This window comes from Paenibacillus sp. RU5M (assembly GCF_900221055.1).
GTDB classification, from domain to species: Bacteria; Bacillota; Bacilli; order Paenibacillales; family Paenibacillaceae; genus Paenibacillus; species Paenibacillus marchantiae.
In genome coordinates this window covers 218,606-238,187 of record NZ_OBQM01000004.1, presented here as the reverse complement: position 1 = coordinate 238,187, position 19,582 = coordinate 218,606, and the positions used below count along the sequence as shown (strand labels likewise).

Genomic DNA, 19,582 nt, shown 5'->3' with positions numbered 1-19,582 from the left:
GTGACATAGCTAATATAACTCCATGGCTGCTAAAGTTGGGCTAAACTTGTTGGTTAGAATTCGCTGAGTGACCAGCATGGGGTTTACTTCTGCCACCTTGCTTCATGCCCATCTTCATCAATTTATCCAGCCATTTCAGACGGAACGCCTCAGTGGAGCCTTTGATTGGACTAATCTCGGTTACACGTACCGGGGAGACCCCGCAGAATTTGAGAATATTGGATTTCATGACCCGGTGCCCTGCATGTCTGTAAATCAATCGATTGTACCAGCGTGGTGTATCCATGGTCACAATGATGTGGGCAGACCTTCCTTTCAGCAATTTGTCCCATAGGGGTGAGTCCTCCCGATCTTTCATCGCGAATCCAGGCAAAAACACCCGATCAATAAACCCTTTCAAAATAGCAGGCATCACTCCCCACCACGTCGGATATACAAACACCAGATGGTCCGCCCATCGGATCAATTCCTGAGCTCTCACCAAATCAGGCTCCAATTCCGTCCGCTGACGGTACCCGTACTGAAGATTGAGATTAAACTGAATATGGCTCAGGTCGATCAGTTCCACAGAACTGCCCGATTGTCGAGCTCCTTTTATATAGGCTTCTGACAGTGCTTTGCAGTAACTTTGCGGATCGGGATGACCATTAATTACCAAAATATTTGACTTCATACATCTGTTCCTCCTGTATAATAAAGTTCATGAAGGCCGAAGAAGCAGGCATATCACAAGCATAGAATGAACGCATACATAAACAAATGATCAACGGCGCCAAAACATTGCTGATTCGCGCAAAAGGGGGTAGCATGAACAACCATAATCACGGTGTGTCCATTTCCATGTTGTATCCGATTATGAAGACGCTGGTGAACAAAGGGTACGAATCCGAAGCGTTTTTCGAGTACGTCAGCTTAGATCCTGCTATTATGCAGAATCCGGAAGCACGTATTCCAGTTGAAGAGTTGGAACGGATTATGCAGTATGCTGCGAGATACTCGGATGATCTGTATTTTGGATTGAACCAGGGACAACTGCTGGACTTTGCGGACCTTGGCCTTCCTGGTTACGTCATGATGCATTCCAAGACGATTGGAGATGCACTCGCTGCTTATCAACGATATAACATCATTCTATATAGTGGATTTAATCTGGATTGGAAAGTAGCCGGAACGGATTTGATCCTTCAATTGTCTTTGCAAAATTCGGAGAAGCAGATGTCCCGTCATTGTGTGGAAGATATGGCTGTCTCGATGATGTATTTGATCAGCAAACTGGCGAATCGCCGGGTGGAGTTAAAAGAGGTTCAGTTTAGTCATCAAGCCCCCGATGCTTCAGGCGATCTATCTCCTTATGTTGGCATGTTCGGAATAGAGCCTCGATTCGGGGCTACCCGTACACTCCTGCGAATGCACAAAGACATTCTGGATCAGCCCGTATTATATTCGGATGCAAGAATGCTGAAGGTCTTTGAAACCATGGCTCAGGAAAGCAAAGATGAGCTTCATTCATCTCAATCCTTCTCTGGCAAAGTAAGTCGATGGATGATGGAGAGCCTACCAACCTTCTTTCCCACATTACAACACACCGCAGAGTATCTGGGCGTGAGCATTCGCACACTTCAGAGCCGATTGCGTGAAGAAGATACAACGTATCATGAGATATCCGTTCAGGTACGCAAGGAAATGGCATTGCGATATTTGCAGAAGGGAACCTATTCCGTGGGGGATATTGCGTATGCCTTACATTTTTCGGAGCAAAGCGCGTTTCAGAATGCCTTCAAAAAGTGGACGGGACAGACTCCCGGGCAATACCGTTCCAGTCTCAAACAGCCCATGCAGCCCCGTAGTTGAATAATCCCGAATCCAATCCTCCTAAGGGGATTAGTGATTACATGTTTTGAACCTAGACTTTAGTCTAGGTGAAGTTTAACTCCAAAGACCGAGGATACCCTTTTGCGGTTCATGGTATGCTGTGAATAACGAGAAAACATACTCCATGACCGTTCGGGAATTGATCTTGTATTGAAAAGGAGAGATATCATGGCTAAACGCACCATCCTTGCGCCTGTGCTTATTTTGCTCGGCGTGTACCTGATTTTGAACCAGGGAGGTTCACTCGGTCCAGGTACAATCTTTGCCACGTTCTGGCCCACCCTATTTGTGATTCCACTGGGGCTATTCTTCCATTGGCTCTACTTCTCCATGATTGGACGAGGGATCGGATTGCTAGTTCCAGGTGGCATCTTACTTACGGTAGGTGTTGTCAGCCAGATCGCCATGCTCTTTGGTAACTGGAGCACGATGTGGCCTGGCTTCATTCTTGCGGTAGCGGTAGGTCTGTTTGAATTGTATTGGTTCGGTGGCCGTAACAAATGGTTACTGATTCCGATCAACATTCTGACGGTTATCTCACTGTTATTCTTCGCCGTCATGTCGATTGGCACGATGCTGAACAGTCTGTCCTTTATCCAGCCATTCGTGGCGATTGTGCTGATTATGGGCGGGGCATGGATCATTGTGGGTCGCAAAAAGCGCATGTAAACTTCTGATTGTTTCCACTTGACCACTCCGATGACAGAACAACTTTTGATCGCTGTTATCTCCAGATTTTCTTGATTCCCCTTTAATAAAGGGAAAAATCCGGAGATAAAGGCGCACGCTTCGCTTCCTTCGTTTGTTCTGTCCCCTCCGTTAACGTGTACACGAAAAAAAATTTGACATATGCTTTTGCTTTGAAGCAGGGTAAAAATATAGGGGTGCAGCTCGTCATTCAATTGAAATGACGAGCTGCACCCCTATTTATTCTAACGATCTTTACACACGCTATTGGTGATTATTTACTCCCATTTGAGTTTTAACGAATCAGAGAGACGCTATTCTTTGTAAATAGCAGTTTATTGCCGTTTGACACCTGTTTTATGAAAAATAGCTTCGCTGAGTTTCGTTAGCATTCGTAACCCTCGCAAATCAGCCCAATAAGGTGTGGTAGATTCGTTAGGTTTTGAGCCGAGAGCATATTCACTTCCGGGACTCTTTGCAGGTGATTGTTGGCAGACTATCATTTCAAAATACAGCCATGTAGCTGGCATTTTGACAAATACCTTCCTTGCCGCACACCTTTATTTGCTATGCATTTTAAATTCGAGAAACAAATCGTTATAATGCGAGAGCATTTTTTTGCCCAGATTATTGTACACTTCCAGCTTACCCGTCAGTGTCTCATCTGGATAGAATCGTTCATCCTCCGAAATATCCTCTGGCAGCAGCTTCAATGCCTCGGCGTTCGGTGTAGAGTACCCTACATATTCAGTATTACGAGCCGCATGATCAGGGTCCAGCATGAAGTTGATAAACTGATGAGCACCTTCAATATTACTCGCGGTCTTCGGAATGACCATGTTATCGAACCAAAGGTTCGAACCTTCCTCCGGAACCACGTAATCCAGCTTGTCGTTCTCATCCATAATTTCTGACGCATCACCGGACCATACGAGTCCTACCGCCGCTTCCTCGTTTGCCAGCAGCATTTTGATCTCGTCTCCGACAATCGCTCTGACGTTAGGCGTGAGGGTGGACAGTTTCTTCAAAGCTTCCTGCAGATGATCTTCGTTCGTATCGTTCAACGAATACCCGAGGCTGTTCAGCCCCATGCCCATGACTTCACGGGCACCGTCGAGCAGCAAGATTTGATTTTTCAAACGTGGGTCCCACAGATCATTCCAGCTCTCAAACGTTAACCCATCGACCAGTTCAGGATTGTACACAATACCCACCGTTCCCCAGAAGTAAGGGATGGAGTACTTGTTGCCCTCATCAAAGGATAGGTCCATGAACCGGGAGTCGATGTTGCTCAGATTGGGCAACTTGCTGTGATCCAGCGGAATGAGCAGGTTTTCCTCTTTCATTTTGCTAATCGCATACTCAGAAGGAATCGCCACATCAAACGTCGTTCCGCCCTGCTCAATCTTGGTTAACATCGCTTCGTTCGAATCAAACGTCTGATAGATCACCTTGATGCCGGTCTCTTGTTCAAATTCCTTCAGCAAATCGGGGTCGATATAATCGCCCCAGTTGTAAATCGTCAGCGTGTTGCCGCCGGAATACCCCTGACTCTTGTTCAGATACGAAGCGAGAATCATCAAGGCAAAGGCAGCCACAAATACAATCGCAAATGTCCGAACCAGTTGCTTCATGGACGCAGCCCCCTTCCCGCAGGCGTACGCGCGGCACGGCGGTTAATGAAGTAATACCCAACCACCAGCAGCACCGTCAGCAGGAACAGCAGCGTGGACAGCGCATTGATGGACAATGACACACCCTGCCTTGCTCTTGAATAAATCTCCACAGAGAGTGTGGAGTATCCGTTACCCGTGACAAAGAATGTTACCGCAAAGTCATCCAGCGAGTAAGTCAATGCCATGAAGAATCCGGCAAAAATACCCGGTTTAACGTATGGAAGCACGACACGAGTTAGGATCTGCCATGATCCAGCACCCAGATCGCGCGCCGCATCCATCAAGGTCGGACTCATCTCCTGAAGCTTTGGCAGTACCATAATTACAACAATCGGCACGCTGAATGCGATATGAGACAACAGTACCGAGGTGAATCCAAGCTTGATGCCAATCATGGTGAACAGAATCAGAAAGGATGCACCAATGATGACATCCGGACTAACGATCAGCACGTTATTGAGTGACAGCAACGTATTCTTGGTCCGTTTGCGCCGCACATGGTAGATCGCCAGTGCCCCTGCCACACCGAGCATCGTCGAGATCGCAGAGGACAGGAGCGCAATAATGAACGTATTGAGTACAATGATCAGCAGCCGGGTATCGGCAAATACTTCCCTGTACCATTCCAATGTAAATCCTTCGAAGCCGCGCATATGCCCGCCACTGTTGAAGGAATAGAAGATCAGATACGCGATCGGTGCGTACAGTATGGCGAATACAACGGCCAGATAGACGTTAGACAGCTTTCCGTTTCTTCCCATTACGCACCTCCTTCTTGCCTGATCCAGTCAGGAACATAATGATCGCCATCGCAATAATCAAAAAGACGGCAATCGTCGAACCCATCCCCCAGTCCTGGGTGACGAGAAAATGCTGCTCAATCGCTGTTCCCAGCGTAATTACCCGGTTCCCCGCAATAAGGCGGGTAATCATGAACAAGGATAGCGCCGGAATAAATACGGCCTGACAGCCGGATTTCACTCCGCTGAGCGTCAACGGGAAGATAACCCGGCGGAACGTCAGCCATGACGATGCCCCAAGATCCCGGGCCGCATAGATCAGTGAAGGATTCATCTCTTCCAACGCGTTGAAGATCGGCAAGATCATGAATGGAATGAAGATGTACACCGAGACAAAGATAAAACTGAAATCGGTGAACAAAATCTGTTGCGTGCCAATACCCACCACTTCCAGCAGGGAATTGGTCAAGCCATACGTGCCGAACAGGCCGATAAAGGCGTACGCTTTTAACAACAGATTGATCCAGCTTGGCAAAATTATAAGCAGCAGCCACAGCTGCTTGTGCTTCGTACGAGTCAGTAAATACGCCGTCGGATACGAGACCAACAGCGAGAACACCGTGATCAGAAATGCATACCAGAACGAGCTCAGGGTCATCTGCATGTACACAGGTGTAAAGAACCGAGCGTAGTTACCCAGCGTGAAATTACCTTCCACATCGAAGAACGAGTAATACACCACCAGCAGAACCGGAGCAACTACAAACAACACCATCCATAATACATATGGAATCAGATACGCATTGCGTGTACTCGCCTTAGTCTGCATGAACGGCCTCTTGGTAGGCTTCCAGACGTTTATCGAACTCTTCTTCCGTCTCATTAAAGCGCATGACGTGGATGGCTTCCGGGTCAAAATACAATCCAATACGAGCGCCTACGACGGCTTTCTTCGTGGAATGCACCAGCCACTCATTACCCGCATCATCGTATGTGGATATCTCGTAATGAACCCCACGGAACAGCTGAGAGTCCACGTTGACCTGCATCTTGCCCTGTTCCTCGGTTGTAATCTCCATATCCTCTGGACGAATTACAATCTCCACAGGCTCGTCCCGCTGCAAACCCTGATCGACACACTCGTACTCTGCGCCAGCGAATTCCACCACAAAGTCCTGCTTCATTTTGCCGGATACAATGTTCGATTCACCAATAAAGTCCGCCACAAAACGGTTAATCGGCTCATCATAGATATCATTCGGTGTGCCGCTCTGTTGAATGACGCCGCCGTTCAGGACAAAGATCTCATCCGACATCGCCAAGGCTTCTTCCTGATCATGTGTGACAAAAATAAACGTAATGCCCAATCGCTGTTGCAGCTCACGCAGTTCATACTGCATTTCGGTCCGCAGCTTCAGATCGAGCGCTGAGAGCGGCTCGTCCAGCAGCAAAATCTCGGGTTCATTCACAATCGCCCGCGCAATGGCGACGCGCTGCCGTTGTCCACCGGACATCTCGCCAATTTCACGGTTTTCATAGCCAGAGAGATTGACGAACTTGAGTGCTTCCAGCACTTTGCCGCGAATTTCAGCGGTTTTCATTTTTTTGATCCGCAAACCAAAAGCTACGTTCTCAAATACGTTCAAATGTGGAAATAACGCATAATCCTGAAATACGGTATTCACCTGCCGCTGGTGAGCCGGCACTTGGTTAATCAGTGCACCGTTAAAATAAATACTGCCCTGTGTCGGCTCCGCAAAGCCGGCGATCAGGCGCAATATCGTTGTTTTCCCGCAGCCTGACGGGCCGAGTAGCGTATAAAATTTACCCCGCTCAATCTCGAAGCTGACCTCCTTCAATACGGCTTCATCCTGATCGTATTGCTGGGTCACCCGGTCGAACCGGATAATCGGTTGTTGTTCTGACATGCTTCATTTCGCCCCCTTTAAACTTGAGGTATACCTTGAGCCTGTACACTTCTTTTCATGCATGCTTCATTACAAATCCCATCTATTATATATGATTCAGCTATATCCGCAATGGTTTTGATGTAAACGCCATGTGTTATTTCTTCTTATTCTCACAAATACAGCATACATTACGGGTATATGTCGATATCTACGCATCCATGTAGAGCGATTTCATGAGGATTTCGGAATCAAGTCATGTGAAAGGAGTCCTGTTCGTGGATATTCGTCGTAACCTGCCTTTGCTGATGATCATTTGTTTTCTGAGTCAGATGGGCGGTTTCATGATCCTGCCCCTGTTCCCTTTGTTTATTGAGGAATTCGGCTTGTCCGGCTGGATGATGGGGGTTATTTTTGCACTCTTTTATGTCGGTAAAGTGATTGGCGGGGTGCCCGCTGCGGCACTCTATCGAAAAATCGGGGGCAAGCGGGCACTTATTGCCATGCTTCTGCTGCTCGCTGTTTGTATGGGCGGTTTCGCTGTATCTTCTGCCGCACTAGTATTTGGTCTGCTGCGGCTGCTGCAAGGGCTCGCTTCTACCGGACTTACGGTCGTCGTACGTTCCATCATTGGGGATGAGGGGAACGTCGACAACCGGGGGCTCTACAACGGTTATATTAGCAGCAGTGAAGGTGGGGGCATGGTGCTGGGTCCGGTCATCAGCGGTTGGCTCTCGTTGCATTGGCCTTTGTCGGTGCCTTTTTTACTCGTTACCGTGTGCTGTCTGATGGCTGTGGTTGCGGCAATGGGGATGAAGACAGCAGCAAAGCCCAATCCTGTATCTGAGAATGTGGCGGACGGTCACGACTTAAGCGAGTCTCCAACGGATGCCAAACCAACGCAAACGCCTGCCGATTATACAGTTTCTCCAGTAAACGCTACTCCTAGCCCAATCACTCCTGAACCGTCCACCGGACTTACCCGGCGGCAGCAACTGATTGGCTACGGTACGGTTCATTTCCTAGAGATGAGTGCTTATGCCGTGTTTCTGACTTATTTTTCCTTGTATGCGGCTCATATCATGCACTGGGACCCATTTGCGACCAGTCTTGCCTTTACCGTCGTTGGTATCTCTACACTGGCGGCTGCTCCGGTGGCAGGTTACCTATCTGATCGTATGGGTGACCGTCTGCTGCTCTGCATGTTCGGCATGCTGATGATTGGCATCGAAGTGGTCGTTTTTCTGAGCACATCTTCGTATGTGCTGGTTTACGTGGGCATGCTGATCGGTGGCGTAGGCGGTGCATGTTACATGGATTCGTTCTTTGCTCATATCGGGGATCATATCCCGGACGAGGGTAGGAGCTCCGTCATAGGAAAAATTGTCTCTGTGGCAGAGATCGGTTCCATCGTATCCCCTCTGGTGGCTGCTCTGCTTGTGGAGCGTGGATCGCTGTATACCGTGTTTGTGTTCAATCTGCTTCTGATTGCTGCTGCCATTGCCGTTCAGGCAGTGATGCGCAGCCGTTACAGATCGAAACGTGTGTAGACACACAAGACTGCCCACATCAGTGGGCAGCCTCCATTCATTTATTTATTCCTAATAAAGTTGCGATATGTAATGCATTTTCTTTGATTTTATTTTTCAAATAAGGGTCTGTGTTCTCAGGCAATTCCGTCGGCTTGTAAAACTTCGCTTCAAGAACTTCCACCCCATCGGGCTTCAACTCACCTTCAAACTCCGTGCAAATATAACCAATGACCACATTATAATATTCATGTCCATTTCTTAATTTCGTATATAACTCTTTCCCCGAAAAGACGCCGTATAGCACAAGTTTCTTGATCTGTATTCCAATTTCCTCTTTGACCTCTCGCCTCGCAGACTCTTCCACCGATTCGCCCAACTCCATAAACCCACCCGGTACTCCCCAGGTATGATCCACATGTCGAACCAACAAAATTTCACCTGATTTATTCAAAATCAAAATACTCGGTCTCACCAGAATAACCGGTGCATTGCCAACCATTTCTCGAAGCGATTCAATGTAACCCATGGGTAAGCCTCCTATATTAAGTCATGATCCTCATTATAGAAGTGCAATTAATTTCCATATAGAGAAAGAATCTTCAGCTTTATTTCCTATTTTAGAATCCGTGCTTTGATGAAAAAACAGAAAAAAAACAACCCGTTCACACATCAGTGTGCAAACGGGCATTTCATTGGTGGGTTCTCAGCATGAGGCTGCTGATCCCCCTCGGGTTGTTGTTTTTCCCTGTCCATCCGTTCAGCTTCCGATTTCTCTGTATCCAATGTGTAGGAATGATCTCCATAGAAAAAGTTGGGCTTCACAATCTCATTGCGATAGGAACTGTGGAAAATATGCGTCGTCGCCGGAGACACCGGCGGAATCAGCCAGACCCAATCGCCTGTCAGTTCGCGCCCGGCTTTCTCTTCCCGCTGCTCAAACAAGGCGAATTGCGCTGCCGCTGTGTGGTGATCCACAATGCTAACGCCTGCTTTCTTGAACGAATGCAGCACAGCTACATTCAGCTCTACCAAAGCCCGATCCTTCCAAAGTGTCGTTTCACTCGACGTATTCAAGCCAAGTGCTGCCGCTACCGCTGGTAGTTTATTATACCGAAACGTATCCGCCAGATTGCGTGCGCCAATCTCAGTGCCCATATACCAGCCGTTGAATGGTGCTGCTGGGTAAGATATGCCGCCAATCTCCAGCCGCATATCGGCAATCATTGGTACACCGTACCAGCGCATGTCCAGTTCAGCAATCTCGGGACGCTCCGGGTGTTCAATCTTCACTTCCACGATGTCTTCCTCGGGCACAGGATACCACTCTGGAGCTTGCCCCTTAGCCTGGATAATCAATGGAAGCACATCATAAGGCGTGCCTTCCCCCAGCCAGCCAAGCGACATTGCTGTCTTCGTTAGCTCAACGGAGGCAGGATCACCTACAATGCCTTCCGTCGTCTCATATCCGGCATAACGGATTAACTGGTGATTCCAAATTCGCACAGGGGCTCCCTTCGGTCCATCAGGTGGAAGGATGGTAATCATGGGAATAATCTTCCCTTTGTTGGAGGCCACTCTGATGTGCGCCATCACAGCATCCGCTGCCGTTCCAACCGTATCTGCATGACGTGCATCCACAATGCGCAGTTTATCCCAGAATAGCCGCCCGATGCAGCGATTGCTGTTCCGCCATGCCATTTTACAGCCATGCTCCAGTTCCTCCGCAGTATGCACATATGTGCCTGTGTGTTCAATCTCGTTCAAAACTGCAACAAGCCGGGCCTGCGCGTCTTCACGCGAATGGCCCAGCTCTTCATAACATCTATATATAAACCGTTCAGCTTCATCCCGCAGTTCTTCCAGGTCTGTCCGCATTATTCACTCCACCAATCTATACATCTTGAATGCCATCATTATACGGCAAGCACACCGGATTTGTAAGCGAACGGGCACTTTGTTCACGGACTCTACATATCGTTGTTCAGGATGCAGGGTAACTTAGCTTATTTGCCCAGAAATGCGTTTAACATCCAGACCTCTTTATCCAATGCAGCAGTGAATCCAATCAACATATCTTCAGTTGCATTATCCTCAGCTTCGCCAGCTGCTTGAATACCCTCGTTAATTACACCCACCATCGCTTGCAGATCAGTAACTACGGTTTCTACCATTTTTTCAGCCGACAACTGTCCCTGTGCTTCCTCAACAGGTGACAACCGCAGTTGTTCAGCCATCGTTGCGACCGGACGTCCACCAATCGCCAATAGACGTTCTGCGGCTTCGTCCATATTCGCCGTAGCCAAGTTATACAACTCTTCGAATTTAGCATGCAGAGTGAAGAAATGAGGACCTTTCACATACCAGTGGAAGTGGTGCAATTTGGTGTACAGTACAGACCAACCTGCGATCTGGCGGTTCAGGACCTCTTGAAGTTCAGTGGCATGGTTTGCAAAAGTATTATTTCTAGTTTGGATTGTGCTCATGGAATTTATCCCCTCTCGAATACGATATAGTTTTGATTTTGATCACGTAATTTAACTTGCTTCCGTTTTTTTAATTTAGACTTAATCTAAATCTTGTTTTAATTATAACACTACCCTTATCCTTTGTGAAGGCTTCAGCCTACTCTTTCGAATGAAGATTCCATGAAGCTACGCTTCATGTTTGGACAGTGTGAGAAGACCGCTTTTAACACCTCTTACACTTAGTATCTATACCTCGATTTTCGCCGGTGTACAATGACAATCCTCACGTGGTATATAACAAAAAACAGCCCTAATCCTCATTGAGGATCAGGACTGCACCAACGCACATAGCGCACGCTTTATTGTTGAATTAACTCGGATGTAAGGATACAGCTTACCTCTTCATAACTACGCGCAACGTGATGAGGCTGATGCTCTGATTCTGGCAAAGCATCACGATGGTTGAACCAGATCACTTTCCATCCGGCATCCACTGCACCGACAACATCATTGCGCCAGGAATCGCCGATATAATAACTGGAACCGGAATCCGATCCCGTCTGCCTGCTTACATGCTCAAACAATCTACGATCCGGCTTGGCGTAACCAAGGGTACCCGATATGAAGATGTGTTCCTTGGGAATAAGACTGAATACATCCAGCGCTTCGAGCTTCCGCTGCTGATGTTTTCCTTCTCCGTTGGTAATTAACCCTACCATATGCCCTTCTGCAAGAAGTCTTCGAATAAGCTCATATACTCCCTCAAAGGGCTGGATCTGAAACTGTCTACTCAAATACTGTGCTTGCAGTTCTTCAGCCTGCCCCGGCTGTAGAGGATGTCCAAATTCCGCCATGGTTAGCTCAAATCTGCGATGACGCATCCGTTCCACCGCTTCCGGTTCCGGTACAGCAGACAAGTCTTCTTGGGCAGACAGCCAGTCGCTATAATAACGGAAGCGATGGTATGCCTCCCCATACGGGAAATCATCTGGTAAACCAAGAACTTGCTGTAATGCGCCACGAAGCGGCTGCAAGTGGTCATACAAGGTATCGTCTACATCGAAAAATATAGCTTTTGGGGCGTTGTCGTTAGATAACATGATGGATCTCCCTTATTCGATCTCATAAAATTTAATTAATAATTACAATAATGTGGAAATAAATCCTGATAAATGCTAGCATATTTCTATAACGAATATTGCAAGGAGGTAGATTATATGACATTCTCCTTATATCCCAAAGAACACAAGCGAAAAGTATACAACTTAGTCTTAAATCTCTTCCTTTTTGTTGTTTCGGCATCAGTGCTAATTTATATCCATTATAGTTACACTGCTGTACCAACATACAGCAACTTAATACTCATGGATCCTATGATCAGTTGTGCCATAAGATCAGTGTGCTATGCAGCAACTCTCAAGAAAATGAAGACGCATTGATAATTCACATCGAATATATAAATGTTATCATTGCCATAAATGAGCTTCAAAAAAAAGGTAGGTGCACTGTATTCTTTCTCTACAGTATACCTACCTTTTTCTAATTCTTCACTTTAACTTATTTACAGTATTCCGCGATCAATCATCTAATTGGAGATACATCACGAATTGTGTGTATTCCAATTAAAGTATCAACGGAACAACCTTACCTGCATTCACATCAATCAGGCCGTGATCCGTAATTTTCAGAGCCGGACTTACCGCAAGAGAATGGGTACTGATGGACATGATTGGGTTATAGTGCACATAACCAAGAGACAACATCGCTGCACGCAGCTCTTTCACTTGGTGTGACACTACAGCCAGCGGTTCCTCCGTCAGAATGCCGCCAACAGGGAGTTCGAGATGGGACAACACTTTGCCGTCTTCCACCACACAGAACCCACCTTGGCTCGAAATAACCGTGTTAGCTGCCAAGATCATATCTTCACGATTGCGCCCTACGACCAATAGGTTGTGGTTATCATGTGAATATGTTGTTGCAATGGCACCACGCTTGATCGTGTCTCCACCAATCAAACCATGTGCTCGGTTACCATTCACACCATAACGTTCAAAGGTCGCAATCTGTCCATATTCGCTTTCTTCCCAGAGCAGCTCACCATTCGCAGCCTGAACCTGTGCAATATGCTCTTCCACAAAGGTTGAACCATCCTTCACCATCATGACCCGGCAGTTGTTTAAACCATTTTCAGATAACTGCGCGTCTGAGTCAGATGCTCCACTTTGCCCATTCACCTTCGGATCAGACAAACGGATTGCGAAATCTTCGACTCCCAGCAGATCCAATTGCACGCTTTGGTAAAAGTGAGGTGGGAACTGTCCACTAATTCGGTCCTGCTTGTACGGTTCGTAGTCGTCATAAGCTTTACGGCCATTTTTGTATACCTGCTCTACTGCAAGTGTATCTAAGTTGGACAATAGCACATAATCCGCCACTTTGCCTGGGGCAATGCTACCTCGATCAGTCAATTTCATACGGGATGCAGGGGTTGAAGTTGCAGCGTAAATCGCATCTTCGGGGCGCATACCCATCCGAATGGCCTTACGTACGATATGATCCAGATGTCCCCGTTCCACCAGCGAATCCGGCATAACATCGTCCGTTACGAAGCAAAAATGCTGAGCGACATCATGCTGAATCAGGTATTCCATGACTTCTGGCGTCATCGATTTTTCCTGAATTTCAATGAACATACCTGCCGCAATTCGCGCCTGCAAGCCCTCAATGCTCTGATGCGTATGATCGGAATCGATGCCCGCATAGATCAGTCGGTGCAGATCCAGCCCAAGCAATTTCGGTGTATGACCTTCGATCACAAGATCTGGATAGTTTTTGCGAATATGCTGAAGAATCTGATTGGTCTTGCATTCCGGATCACGGATGACGTCCACATAGTTCATGATTTCGCCCAGACAGATGATCTCTCCAGTAGCAAGGAGCACATCCATGTCTTCGATTTCGATTGAACCACCTGTTGTTTCCATCGGCGTCGCTGGAACGGAGCTTGGGATAGCGTAGAACATGTCTACCGTTGTCTCACGACTGGCCGACATCATCTCCTGCACACCTTCCAGCCCAAACACGTTCGCCATCTCATGCGGTTCCGCCACAATGGACGTTACCCCGCAGCGGATCAGGCCATGGGAAAAGGTTGCCGGTGTCACCATCGTACTCTCAATGTGCAGATGAATATCAATAAGGCCCGGAATCATGTAACGTCCACGTGCATCAATCACTTCATCGGCTTCAATCATCTCCGGTCCGTCTGGCCCAACATACATAAATCTACCGTCCAGTACAGCCACGTTGTTCATTTCGAATCGTTTATAATAACTGTTATACACATGTACATTCTTAATTAGTTGATCTGCACGCATGGGGCATAATCTCCTTCTTCATGAGCATCTTACAGCGATCCAGAGCAGCAGCTACAACTAGCTATATTGCTCTGGAGTCAGCCGATAAATGCCTCTTTTGCTGCTTCTGCTTCCTGCTGCTATTCCACAAGGACAAGTTTATCCTGCGGGAAAATCAGATTAACCCGCTGTCCGCTGAGATAAGGTGTCTCCATCTCCTGATTGGCTGTGAAGTCGCCAAGTTCTGTCTCAATGACGTACTGATAACTGCGCCCAAGGTACGTGCTTACTTTGATAATCCCTGGCAAAGCATTTGCCATGTCCCCAGAGATATCTCCGCTAACCAACAGATCATCCGGGCGAATCGCACCTTTGCGTGCACCGGGACGTGCTGTTCCTGGATGCGCTGTTGCCGTGAACAAACGACCACCGGCTTTCAGCGTGATCACCTCTCCTGCATCACTGCGCTCTGCGAATTCAATAAAATTGTGGAAGCCGATAAATTGGGCTACAAATTCTGTGGCCGGGTATTTAAAAATCGTCTCTGGGCGGTCGAGCTGCTCGACAACGCCTTTGTTCATAATCGCTACCTGATCCGAGATGGAGAAGCACTCCTCCTGATCATGAGAGACATAAAGTGTCGTAATGCCCAGTTCCTGCTGAATCCGGCGGATCTCCACCCGCATATTCAGCCGCAGGTTGGCATCCAGGTTACTAAGCGGTTCATCGAACAACAGCAAATCCGGTTCAATGACGAGTGCGCGGGCAATCGCCACACGCTGACGCTGTCCACCGGACAGTTCCTGCGGGAAGCGTTTCTCAAAGCCGTTCAGGTTCACCACTTCAAGGATGCGCATTACGCGTGAAGAAATATCCTTATCTTTTACCTTGCGCATCCGCAGGCCGAAGGCCACGTTGTCATAGACAGACAGATGCGGGAACAGCGCATAACTCTGAAATACAAATCCGAAATTCCGCTTGTTTACCGGAACCTTCGTATAATCCTTGCCGCCGAACATAAACTTACCCTGTGTTGCTTCCAGGAATCCGGCGATGAGGCGCAGCGTAGTTGTTTTGCCGCAACCGCTCGGTCCGAGCAGGGAGAGCAGCTTACCTTTTTCCAGCTCCAATTGAAAATCCTTCAGGATCGTCTGGTTATCGTAAGCCACCGATACGCGATCCAATGTCAGCAATGCCATAGCGTTCTGCGCCTCCAATTAACGTTTAGTAAAGTATGAGAATCCGCCCATGATCCGTTCGATCACGAACATTAAAAGTCCAGTTAATACCATCAAAAGCACGGAAATGGCTGCAATGGTTGGGTCAAAATAATTTTCTACATAGGTCAGCATCTGAATTGGCAATGTGCTTACCCCTGGTCCGGTCATAAACACGGAAATGTCCACGTTGTTGAACGACTCCAAAAAGGCAATCAGCACCGCCGCGAGAATTCCTGAGCGAATGTTGGGCAGCACGATCTGGAAGAACGTTCTAACCCGTCCTGCGCCGAGACTCAGGGCTGCTTCTTCTACTGCAAAGTCAAAGCTCGACAGACTCGATGCGATAACGCGAATGATAAATGGAAGCATAATAATCGTGTGACCGATCAGCAGGCCCAGATACATCGGCAGATGATAGATTACGATCAAGTATTTCATCAATGTAAAACCAAGCACGATTCCCGGAATGAGTACCGGAGACAGGAACAATGCATTCAGCACGGACTTGCCTTTGAAATCATAACGACTAAGTGCGTACGCAGCCGGAACCCCGAGCAACAGCGCCAGCAAATTTCCCAGCAGGGAAATGATGATGGACGTCTGGAACGTGCGGAGGAAACCGCCTGTGTTGAAAATATTCTCGTACCAGCGGAGGGAAAAGCCCTCCGGCGGAAATTTGAGTACCGTCCCCGGTTCAAACGAAGTCACCGAGATGATCAGAAGCGGGCCCAGCAGAAAGATAAAGACCAGCAGACTGAACAGGCCCAGCCCGATATGTTTCTCCCGCATATGTCTACCCCTTCGGATTTAAAGTTTTGGCCATTTTGTTCATGACACCGACCACGACAAACGTAATGACAATCATAATCGCAGCAACGACCGAGGCCAGATACCAGTCGTTCAGGGTCATGGCGTTCTGATAGAGGAACGTCGCAATTACGCGCTGTTTGCCTCCCAATAGTGCAGGCGTCGTATAAGCCGTCAGGCTTCCGACAAAAACAAGTACGGCTCCGATAACAAGCCCTGGCACAGCCAGCGGGAACACCACCCGGCGGAATGCCGTGAAGCGGGATGCACCCAGGCTCTGTGCTGCCTTGAGCAGATCACCATCGATGTTCTCAAGCACACCGACCAGGGAAATGATCATAAGTGGCAGGAACAGATGGGTCAAACCAATCATCATGGCTGCCGGCGTATAAAGAATATCCAGCGGCTTGTCCACGATACCAAGCCCAACAAGGGCGTTGTTAATCAGCCCTTTGCGTCCCAGAATAATCATCCAGCTAAACGAGCGCACAACCGGGCTCGTAAGCAGCGGGAAGATTGCCAGCGCGAGCAGAATTCCTTTGCGACGCGGCGCTTTCTGTGAAATATAATAAGCTGTCGGGAATCCGAGCACCACGCAGACGATGGTGGTGACCACGCTGACCTGCAGCGTCGTAAGCAATATTTTCAAAAAGTAAGGGTCTCTGAAAAAATGCATGTATCCTTCAAACGTGAAGGAGTTTTCTTGAAAAAACGTCGATCCGATCGTCAGGACAATCGGAATGATCATAAATGCCGCCAAAAACACAAATCCCGGCAGCAATAGCCAGTATACTGATTTCTTCATCGCGGTACTCCTGACTTATAAAATGGTTTTATTCACACGTTTCATTGGAGCACATTTCAAAATAAATGCTATACGTTCGTCGCACCAACCGTTACGGTTACGAATCGTTCTTTCGATCGCTGTTATCCTTGGATTTTCTTGATCGCCTTCTGTTAGAAGGAAAAATCCAAGGATAAAGGCGAACGCTTCGCTTCTACAGAATCGATTTCGTCCCCTCCACTACCAGCGAAATACGTAAGGATTGATTTTTAGACTGTACCCCAATGCCGTGAAGATCATAGCTACGCATTTAACGCATTAATAAACAACTCAAGAAATGCTTCGGCGTCTACTGTTTCGCAGACGAGTGTGTTGGGTTGTTCACCCAAACGGTTTTGGAAGTCACATACCATCTGACCATCGCACAAACGGCTGGCCGTCTCTACATCAACGTAATACGATTTGCGTCCAACCAGTTCCGGGGCAAGAGCGACACCAACGGCCAGTGGATCATGCAGGGCACAAGCGCGAATGCCGTTCATTTCTTCATACCGCTTGATGTAAATCTCCGTGCTCTGTGCCACGTAATTGCGCAATACCGGATCAGTTAATCGTCCGATGGCTTCTTCATTCAGCAGCGTTTGGCGGGTAACATCCAAGCCCACCTGCGTAAGCTTCTCGAAACCTGCGTGCAATACAATGCGTGCGGCTTCGGGATCGGCGTACGTGTTGTACTCCGCAGTAGGGGTAACATTGCCATGTCCACGAACGACGCCACCCATGAAGATGACTTCCTTCAATAATGTAGGCAGCTCAGGACACTTCATTAACGCAAGCGCCAGATTCGTTAATGGCGCGGTCATGATTAGTGTTAGTTCGCCTGGGTACAACTTCGCTTGTTCAACGATAAATTCCGGCGCAAAGCCTTCATCTGCCTGCTTGGACACGGCCGGATCGGGCAGCGCACCACCCAATCCGTCTTGCCCATGTACCCGGTGCTCATAGTGAGACTTGCGTGTGAGTGGCCCAGCCGCTCCGGCAATGACCGGAATGGAGGGTGCTCCCACCAGCTCGAGAATTTTGCATGTATTATCCGTTGCCTGCTGGAGCGATACATTCCCACAGACCGTGGTAATTCCGAGAATGTCCAGCTTCCGACTCTTGACGGCCAGCAAGATGGCCAGCGCGTCATCAATACCGGTATCCACATCCAGAATGATGCGATTTCCTGTTTCACTCATACATTCCCAACTCCTCTGTCGTTCAATGATTGCTTGCTGCAAATTTTTGTTTGTCGAGCACAATCTATACCTGTCTCTAAACCTTATCGTTCTAACGCTAATTATGCTTATTGTGCAATCTCGCGGTTCCAACGATCTGTCCATGCTTTAGCCTGTTGATTCACAAATTCCATATCCAGCTTGTTCAGCTTGCCAACTACGTCCGCACCATATGTTACGCCTTCAGCTTCTTCGGCATTCAATTCAACCTTCGTATTTACCGGGGAGTCCACTTTAGCTTTGGCGGATTTGGTTTGTACATCCTGGCTCAACTGCCAGTTGATGAATTCTTCAGCGAGTTCTTTGTTCTTACTGCCTTTCACGACATTGATCGTATTCATGACTGCATATGCACCTTCGCTAGGTGTAACAAACTTCGCATTTGGAACTGCCGCTTTCAGGTCTTTGAAGTACATTTCCATAATCGGTCCGCCCGCAATCTCTTCTTGGGAGAACATGTTCACGAATTCGGAAGTTTGCGTGTAGAATTTAACAACGTTGCTGCTTAATTTTTTCAGTTCCGCAAATGCTGCATCTTCATTAAACGTTTCGTTTCCGGCTACACGGGAAGCTGCATCCAATACCATTGGGCCTGCTGTTGCCGTAATATTCGGAATGGTCAGGTTACCCGCAAACGCCGGGTCCCACAGATCTGCCCATGAAGTGACTTCTTTGTTAACGAGGTCTGGATTATAAGCGATTCCGAGCTGTCCAACCGTATAGGCCGGGCCGTAATCTTCGCCAAGCGGTGCTTTGGCAATATCATAAATATCATTCACATTCGGAATTTTAGAGCGGTCGATTTTCTCAAACAAACCTTCATCAATACCTTGCTGTGCATAGTAATCGGACAAATAGATCACATCCACATTGGATGTACCTTGGCGAATTTTGTTTAAACGCTCAGCGTTGTTACCCACTTCAAGCACAATGTCTACATTATGTTCTTTTTCAAATGGACCAAATACTTCTTCATTGAAGAAATCTTCCGAGAACCCCCAAGTGGAGATGACCAGTTTGGTTGGCGCCGTGCCTCCGCTGCCTGATCCGCCTGTTGCGTTCTCTGTGCTGCTGCCGCATCCTGCAAGTAATACCGATGTCATTGCCACTGCCGCCAAACCGCTAATCCACTTTTTCATCATGATCCTGATTCCCCCTGATATGTGTGATTTAACAACCCAAACCATTAAGTTGAACTAGCTTGATAACGCATTTCACGTAGAAAACAGAAAGAATCTGGAGAAACGAAGTGT

At 47.8% G+C, this 19,582-nt stretch carries 18 protein-coding genes; 3 read left to right on the top strand and 15 right to left on the bottom strand.

The window, feature by feature from the left end; translation table 11 throughout:
• Positions 1 to 40 precede the first annotated feature (40 nt).
• Positions 41 to 673, bottom strand: a complete 633-nt coding sequence (locus CRO25_RS14955) for an NAD(P)H-dependent oxidoreductase (RefSeq protein WP_072733691.1) — start codon at positions 671 to 673, stop codon at positions 41 to 43.
• 134 nt (positions 674 to 807) lie between these two features.
• On the opposite strand from CRO25_RS14955, the gene CRO25_RS14950 reads away from it, so the two are divergent.
• Both CRO25_RS14950 and CRO25_RS14945 read left to right on the top strand, forming a co-directional pair.
• Positions 808 to 1,851 (top strand): AraC family transcriptional regulator, encoded by a 1,044-nt coding sequence (locus CRO25_RS14950; protein ID WP_079695544.1) that lies wholly within the window; start codon positions 808 to 810, stop codon positions 1,849 to 1,851.
• A gap of 189 nt (positions 1,852 to 2,040) precedes the next feature.
• The gene (locus CRO25_RS14945) at positions 2,041 to 2,541 is read left to right on the top strand and encodes a hypothetical protein (protein WP_063567201.1); all 501 of its coding nucleotides are present in this window, start codon (positions 2,041 to 2,043) and stop codon (positions 2,539 to 2,541) included.
• 578 nt (positions 2,542 to 3,119) lie between these two features.
• Here CRO25_RS14945 and CRO25_RS14940 read toward each other — a convergent pair.
• From CRO25_RS14940 to CRO25_RS14925, 4 genes are read right to left on the bottom strand one after another with little or no spacing between them, the layout of a single operon-like run.
• A complete protein-coding gene (locus CRO25_RS14940) occupies positions 3,120 to 4,193 on the bottom strand; it encodes a PotD/PotF family extracellular solute-binding protein (protein ID WP_063567200.1) in 1,074 nt (357 codons plus the stop codon).
• Positions 4,190 to 4,996, bottom strand: coding sequence for an ABC transporter permease (locus CRO25_RS14935; protein WP_064641797.1), 807 nt, complete (start codon positions 4,994 to 4,996; stop codon positions 4,190 to 4,192). The genes CRO25_RS14940 and CRO25_RS14935 overlap by 4 nt, the downstream gene beginning before the upstream one ends.
• Positions 4,971 to 5,804, bottom strand: coding sequence for an ABC transporter permease (locus tag CRO25_RS14930; protein ID WP_024632841.1), 834 nt, complete (start codon positions 5,802 to 5,804; stop codon positions 4,971 to 4,973). The genes CRO25_RS14935 and CRO25_RS14930 overlap by 26 nt, the downstream gene beginning before the upstream one ends.
• Positions 5,794 to 6,903, bottom strand: coding sequence for an ABC transporter ATP-binding protein (locus CRO25_RS14925; protein ID WP_079695543.1), 1,110 nt, complete (start codon positions 6,901 to 6,903; stop codon positions 5,794 to 5,796). The genes CRO25_RS14930 and CRO25_RS14925 overlap by 11 nt, the downstream gene beginning before the upstream one ends.
• A 257-nt stretch (positions 6,904 to 7,160) precedes the next feature.
• On the opposite strand from CRO25_RS14925, the gene CRO25_RS14920 reads away from it, so the two are divergent.
• The gene (locus CRO25_RS14920; RefSeq protein ID WP_179132186.1) at positions 7,161 to 8,432 is read left to right on the top strand and encodes an MFS transporter; all 1,272 of its coding nucleotides are present in this window, start codon (positions 7,161 to 7,163) and stop codon (positions 8,430 to 8,432) included.
• Positions 8,433 to 8,469: 37 nt separating this feature from the next.
• Here CRO25_RS14920 and CRO25_RS14915 read toward each other — a convergent pair whose 3' ends face one another.
• From CRO25_RS14915 to CRO25_RS14865, 10 genes are all read right to left on the bottom strand, one after another.
• Positions 8,470 to 8,940, bottom strand: coding sequence for an NUDIX hydrolase (locus CRO25_RS14915; RefSeq protein WP_079695541.1), 471 nt, complete (start codon positions 8,938 to 8,940; stop codon positions 8,470 to 8,472).
• Positions 8,941 to 9,083: 143 nt separating this feature from the next.
• A complete protein-coding gene (locus CRO25_RS14910) occupies positions 9,084 to 10,289 on the bottom strand; it encodes a nitric oxide synthase oxygenase (protein WP_079695540.1) in 1,206 nt (401 codons plus the stop codon).
• A gap of 128 nt (positions 10,290 to 10,417) precedes the next feature.
• Complete coding sequence (locus CRO25_RS14905) at positions 10,418 to 10,897, bottom strand: Dps family protein (RefSeq protein WP_063567195.1); 480 nt, start codon at positions 10,895 to 10,897, stop codon at positions 10,418 to 10,420.
• A 341-nt stretch (positions 10,898 to 11,238) separates the two neighbouring features.
• Complete coding sequence (locus tag CRO25_RS14900) at positions 11,239 to 11,979, bottom strand: HAD family hydrolase (protein WP_079695539.1); 741 nt, start codon at positions 11,977 to 11,979, stop codon at positions 11,239 to 11,241.
• A gap of 522 nt (positions 11,980 to 12,501) precedes the next feature.
• On the bottom strand, positions 12,502 to 14,259 hold the full coding sequence (locus CRO25_RS14890; RefSeq protein ID WP_079695537.1) for an adenine deaminase: 1,758 nt from the start codon (positions 14,257 to 14,259) through the stop codon (positions 12,502 to 12,504).
• Positions 14,260 to 14,378: 119 nt separating this feature from the next.
• Positions 14,379 to 15,437 carry an ABC transporter ATP-binding protein gene (locus tag CRO25_RS14885; protein WP_079695536.1) on the bottom strand — a complete coding sequence of 353 codons (1,059 nt, stop codon included), beginning with the start codon at positions 15,435 to 15,437 and terminating at the stop codon, positions 14,379 to 14,381.
• A gap of 18 nt (positions 15,438 to 15,455) precedes the next feature.
• A complete protein-coding gene (locus CRO25_RS14880; protein WP_024632851.1) occupies positions 15,456 to 16,247 on the bottom strand; it encodes an ABC transporter permease in 792 nt (263 codons plus the stop codon).
• A 4-nt stretch (positions 16,248 to 16,251) separates the two neighbouring features.
• On the bottom strand, positions 16,252 to 17,070 hold the full coding sequence (locus tag CRO25_RS14875) for an ABC transporter permease (RefSeq protein WP_063567190.1): 819 nt from the start codon (positions 17,068 to 17,070) through the stop codon (positions 16,252 to 16,254).
• Positions 17,071 to 17,351: 281 nt separating this feature from the next.
• On the bottom strand, positions 17,352 to 18,290 hold the full coding sequence (locus CRO25_RS14870; RefSeq protein WP_079695535.1) for a nucleoside hydrolase: 939 nt from the start codon (positions 18,288 to 18,290) through the stop codon (positions 17,352 to 17,354).
• A 107-nt stretch (positions 18,291 to 18,397) separates the two neighbouring features.
• Positions 18,398 to 19,468: an ABC transporter substrate-binding protein gene (locus tag CRO25_RS14865; RefSeq protein ID WP_063567243.1), complete on the bottom strand. Its 1,071-nt coding sequence runs from the start codon at positions 19,466 to 19,468 to the stop codon at positions 18,398 to 18,400.
• Positions 19,469 to 19,582 lie beyond the last annotated feature (114 nt).

Coding starts and splice junctions, on each gene's coding strand:
- CRO25_RS14955 (WP_072733691.1), bottom strand. CDS start 673: ATGAAGTCAAATATTTTGGTAATTAATGGTCATCCCGATCCGCAAAGT.
- CRO25_RS14950 (WP_079695544.1), top strand. CDS start 808: ATGAACAACCATAATCACGGTGTGTCCATTTCCATGTTGTATCCGATT.
- CRO25_RS14945 (WP_063567201.1), top strand. CDS start 2,041: ATGGCTAAACGCACCATCCTTGCGCCTGTGCTTATTTTGCTCGGCGTG.
- CRO25_RS14940 (WP_063567200.1), bottom strand. CDS start 4,193: ATGAAGCAACTGGTTCGGACATTTGCGATTGTATTTGTGGCTGCCTTT.
- CRO25_RS14935 (WP_064641797.1), bottom strand. CDS start 4,996: ATGGGAAGAAACGGAAAGCTGTCTAACGTCTATCTGGCCGTTGTATTC.
- CRO25_RS14930 (WP_024632841.1), bottom strand. CDS start 5,804: ATGCAGACTAAGGCGAGTACACGCAATGCGTATCTGATTCCATATGTA.
- CRO25_RS14925 (WP_079695543.1), bottom strand. CDS start 6,903: ATGTCAGAACAACAACCGATTATCCGGTTCGACCGGGTGACCCAGCAA.
- CRO25_RS14915 (WP_079695541.1), bottom strand. CDS start 8,940: ATGGGTTACATTGAATCGCTTCGAGAAATGGTTGGCAATGCACCGGTT.
- CRO25_RS14910 (WP_079695540.1), bottom strand. CDS start 10,289: ATGCGGACAGACCTGGAAGAACTGCGGGATGAAGCTGAACGGTTTATA.
- CRO25_RS14905 (WP_063567195.1), bottom strand. CDS start 10,897: ATGAGCACAATCCAAACTAGAAATAATACTTTTGCAAACCATGCCACT.
- CRO25_RS14900 (WP_079695539.1), bottom strand. CDS start 11,979: ATGTTATCTAACGACAACGCCCCAAAAGCTATATTTTTCGATGTAGAC.
- CRO25_RS14890 (WP_079695537.1), bottom strand. CDS start 14,259: ATGCGTGCAGATCAACTAATTAAGAATGTACATGTGTATAACAGTTAT.
- CRO25_RS14885 (WP_079695536.1), bottom strand. CDS start 15,437: ATGGCATTGCTGACATTGGATCGCGTATCGGTGGCTTACGATAACCAG.
- CRO25_RS14880 (WP_024632851.1), bottom strand. CDS start 16,247: ATGCGGGAGAAACATATCGGGCTGGGCCTGTTCAGTCTGCTGGTCTTT.
- CRO25_RS14875 (WP_063567190.1), bottom strand. CDS start 17,070: ATGAAGAAATCAGTATACTGGCTATTGCTGCCGGGATTTGTGTTTTTG.
- CRO25_RS14870 (WP_079695535.1), bottom strand. CDS start 18,290: ATGAGTGAAACAGGAAATCGCATCATTCTGGATGTGGATACCGGTATT.
- CRO25_RS14865 (WP_063567243.1), bottom strand. CDS start 19,468: ATGAAAAAGTGGATTAGCGGTTTGGCGGCAGTGGCAATGACATCGGTA.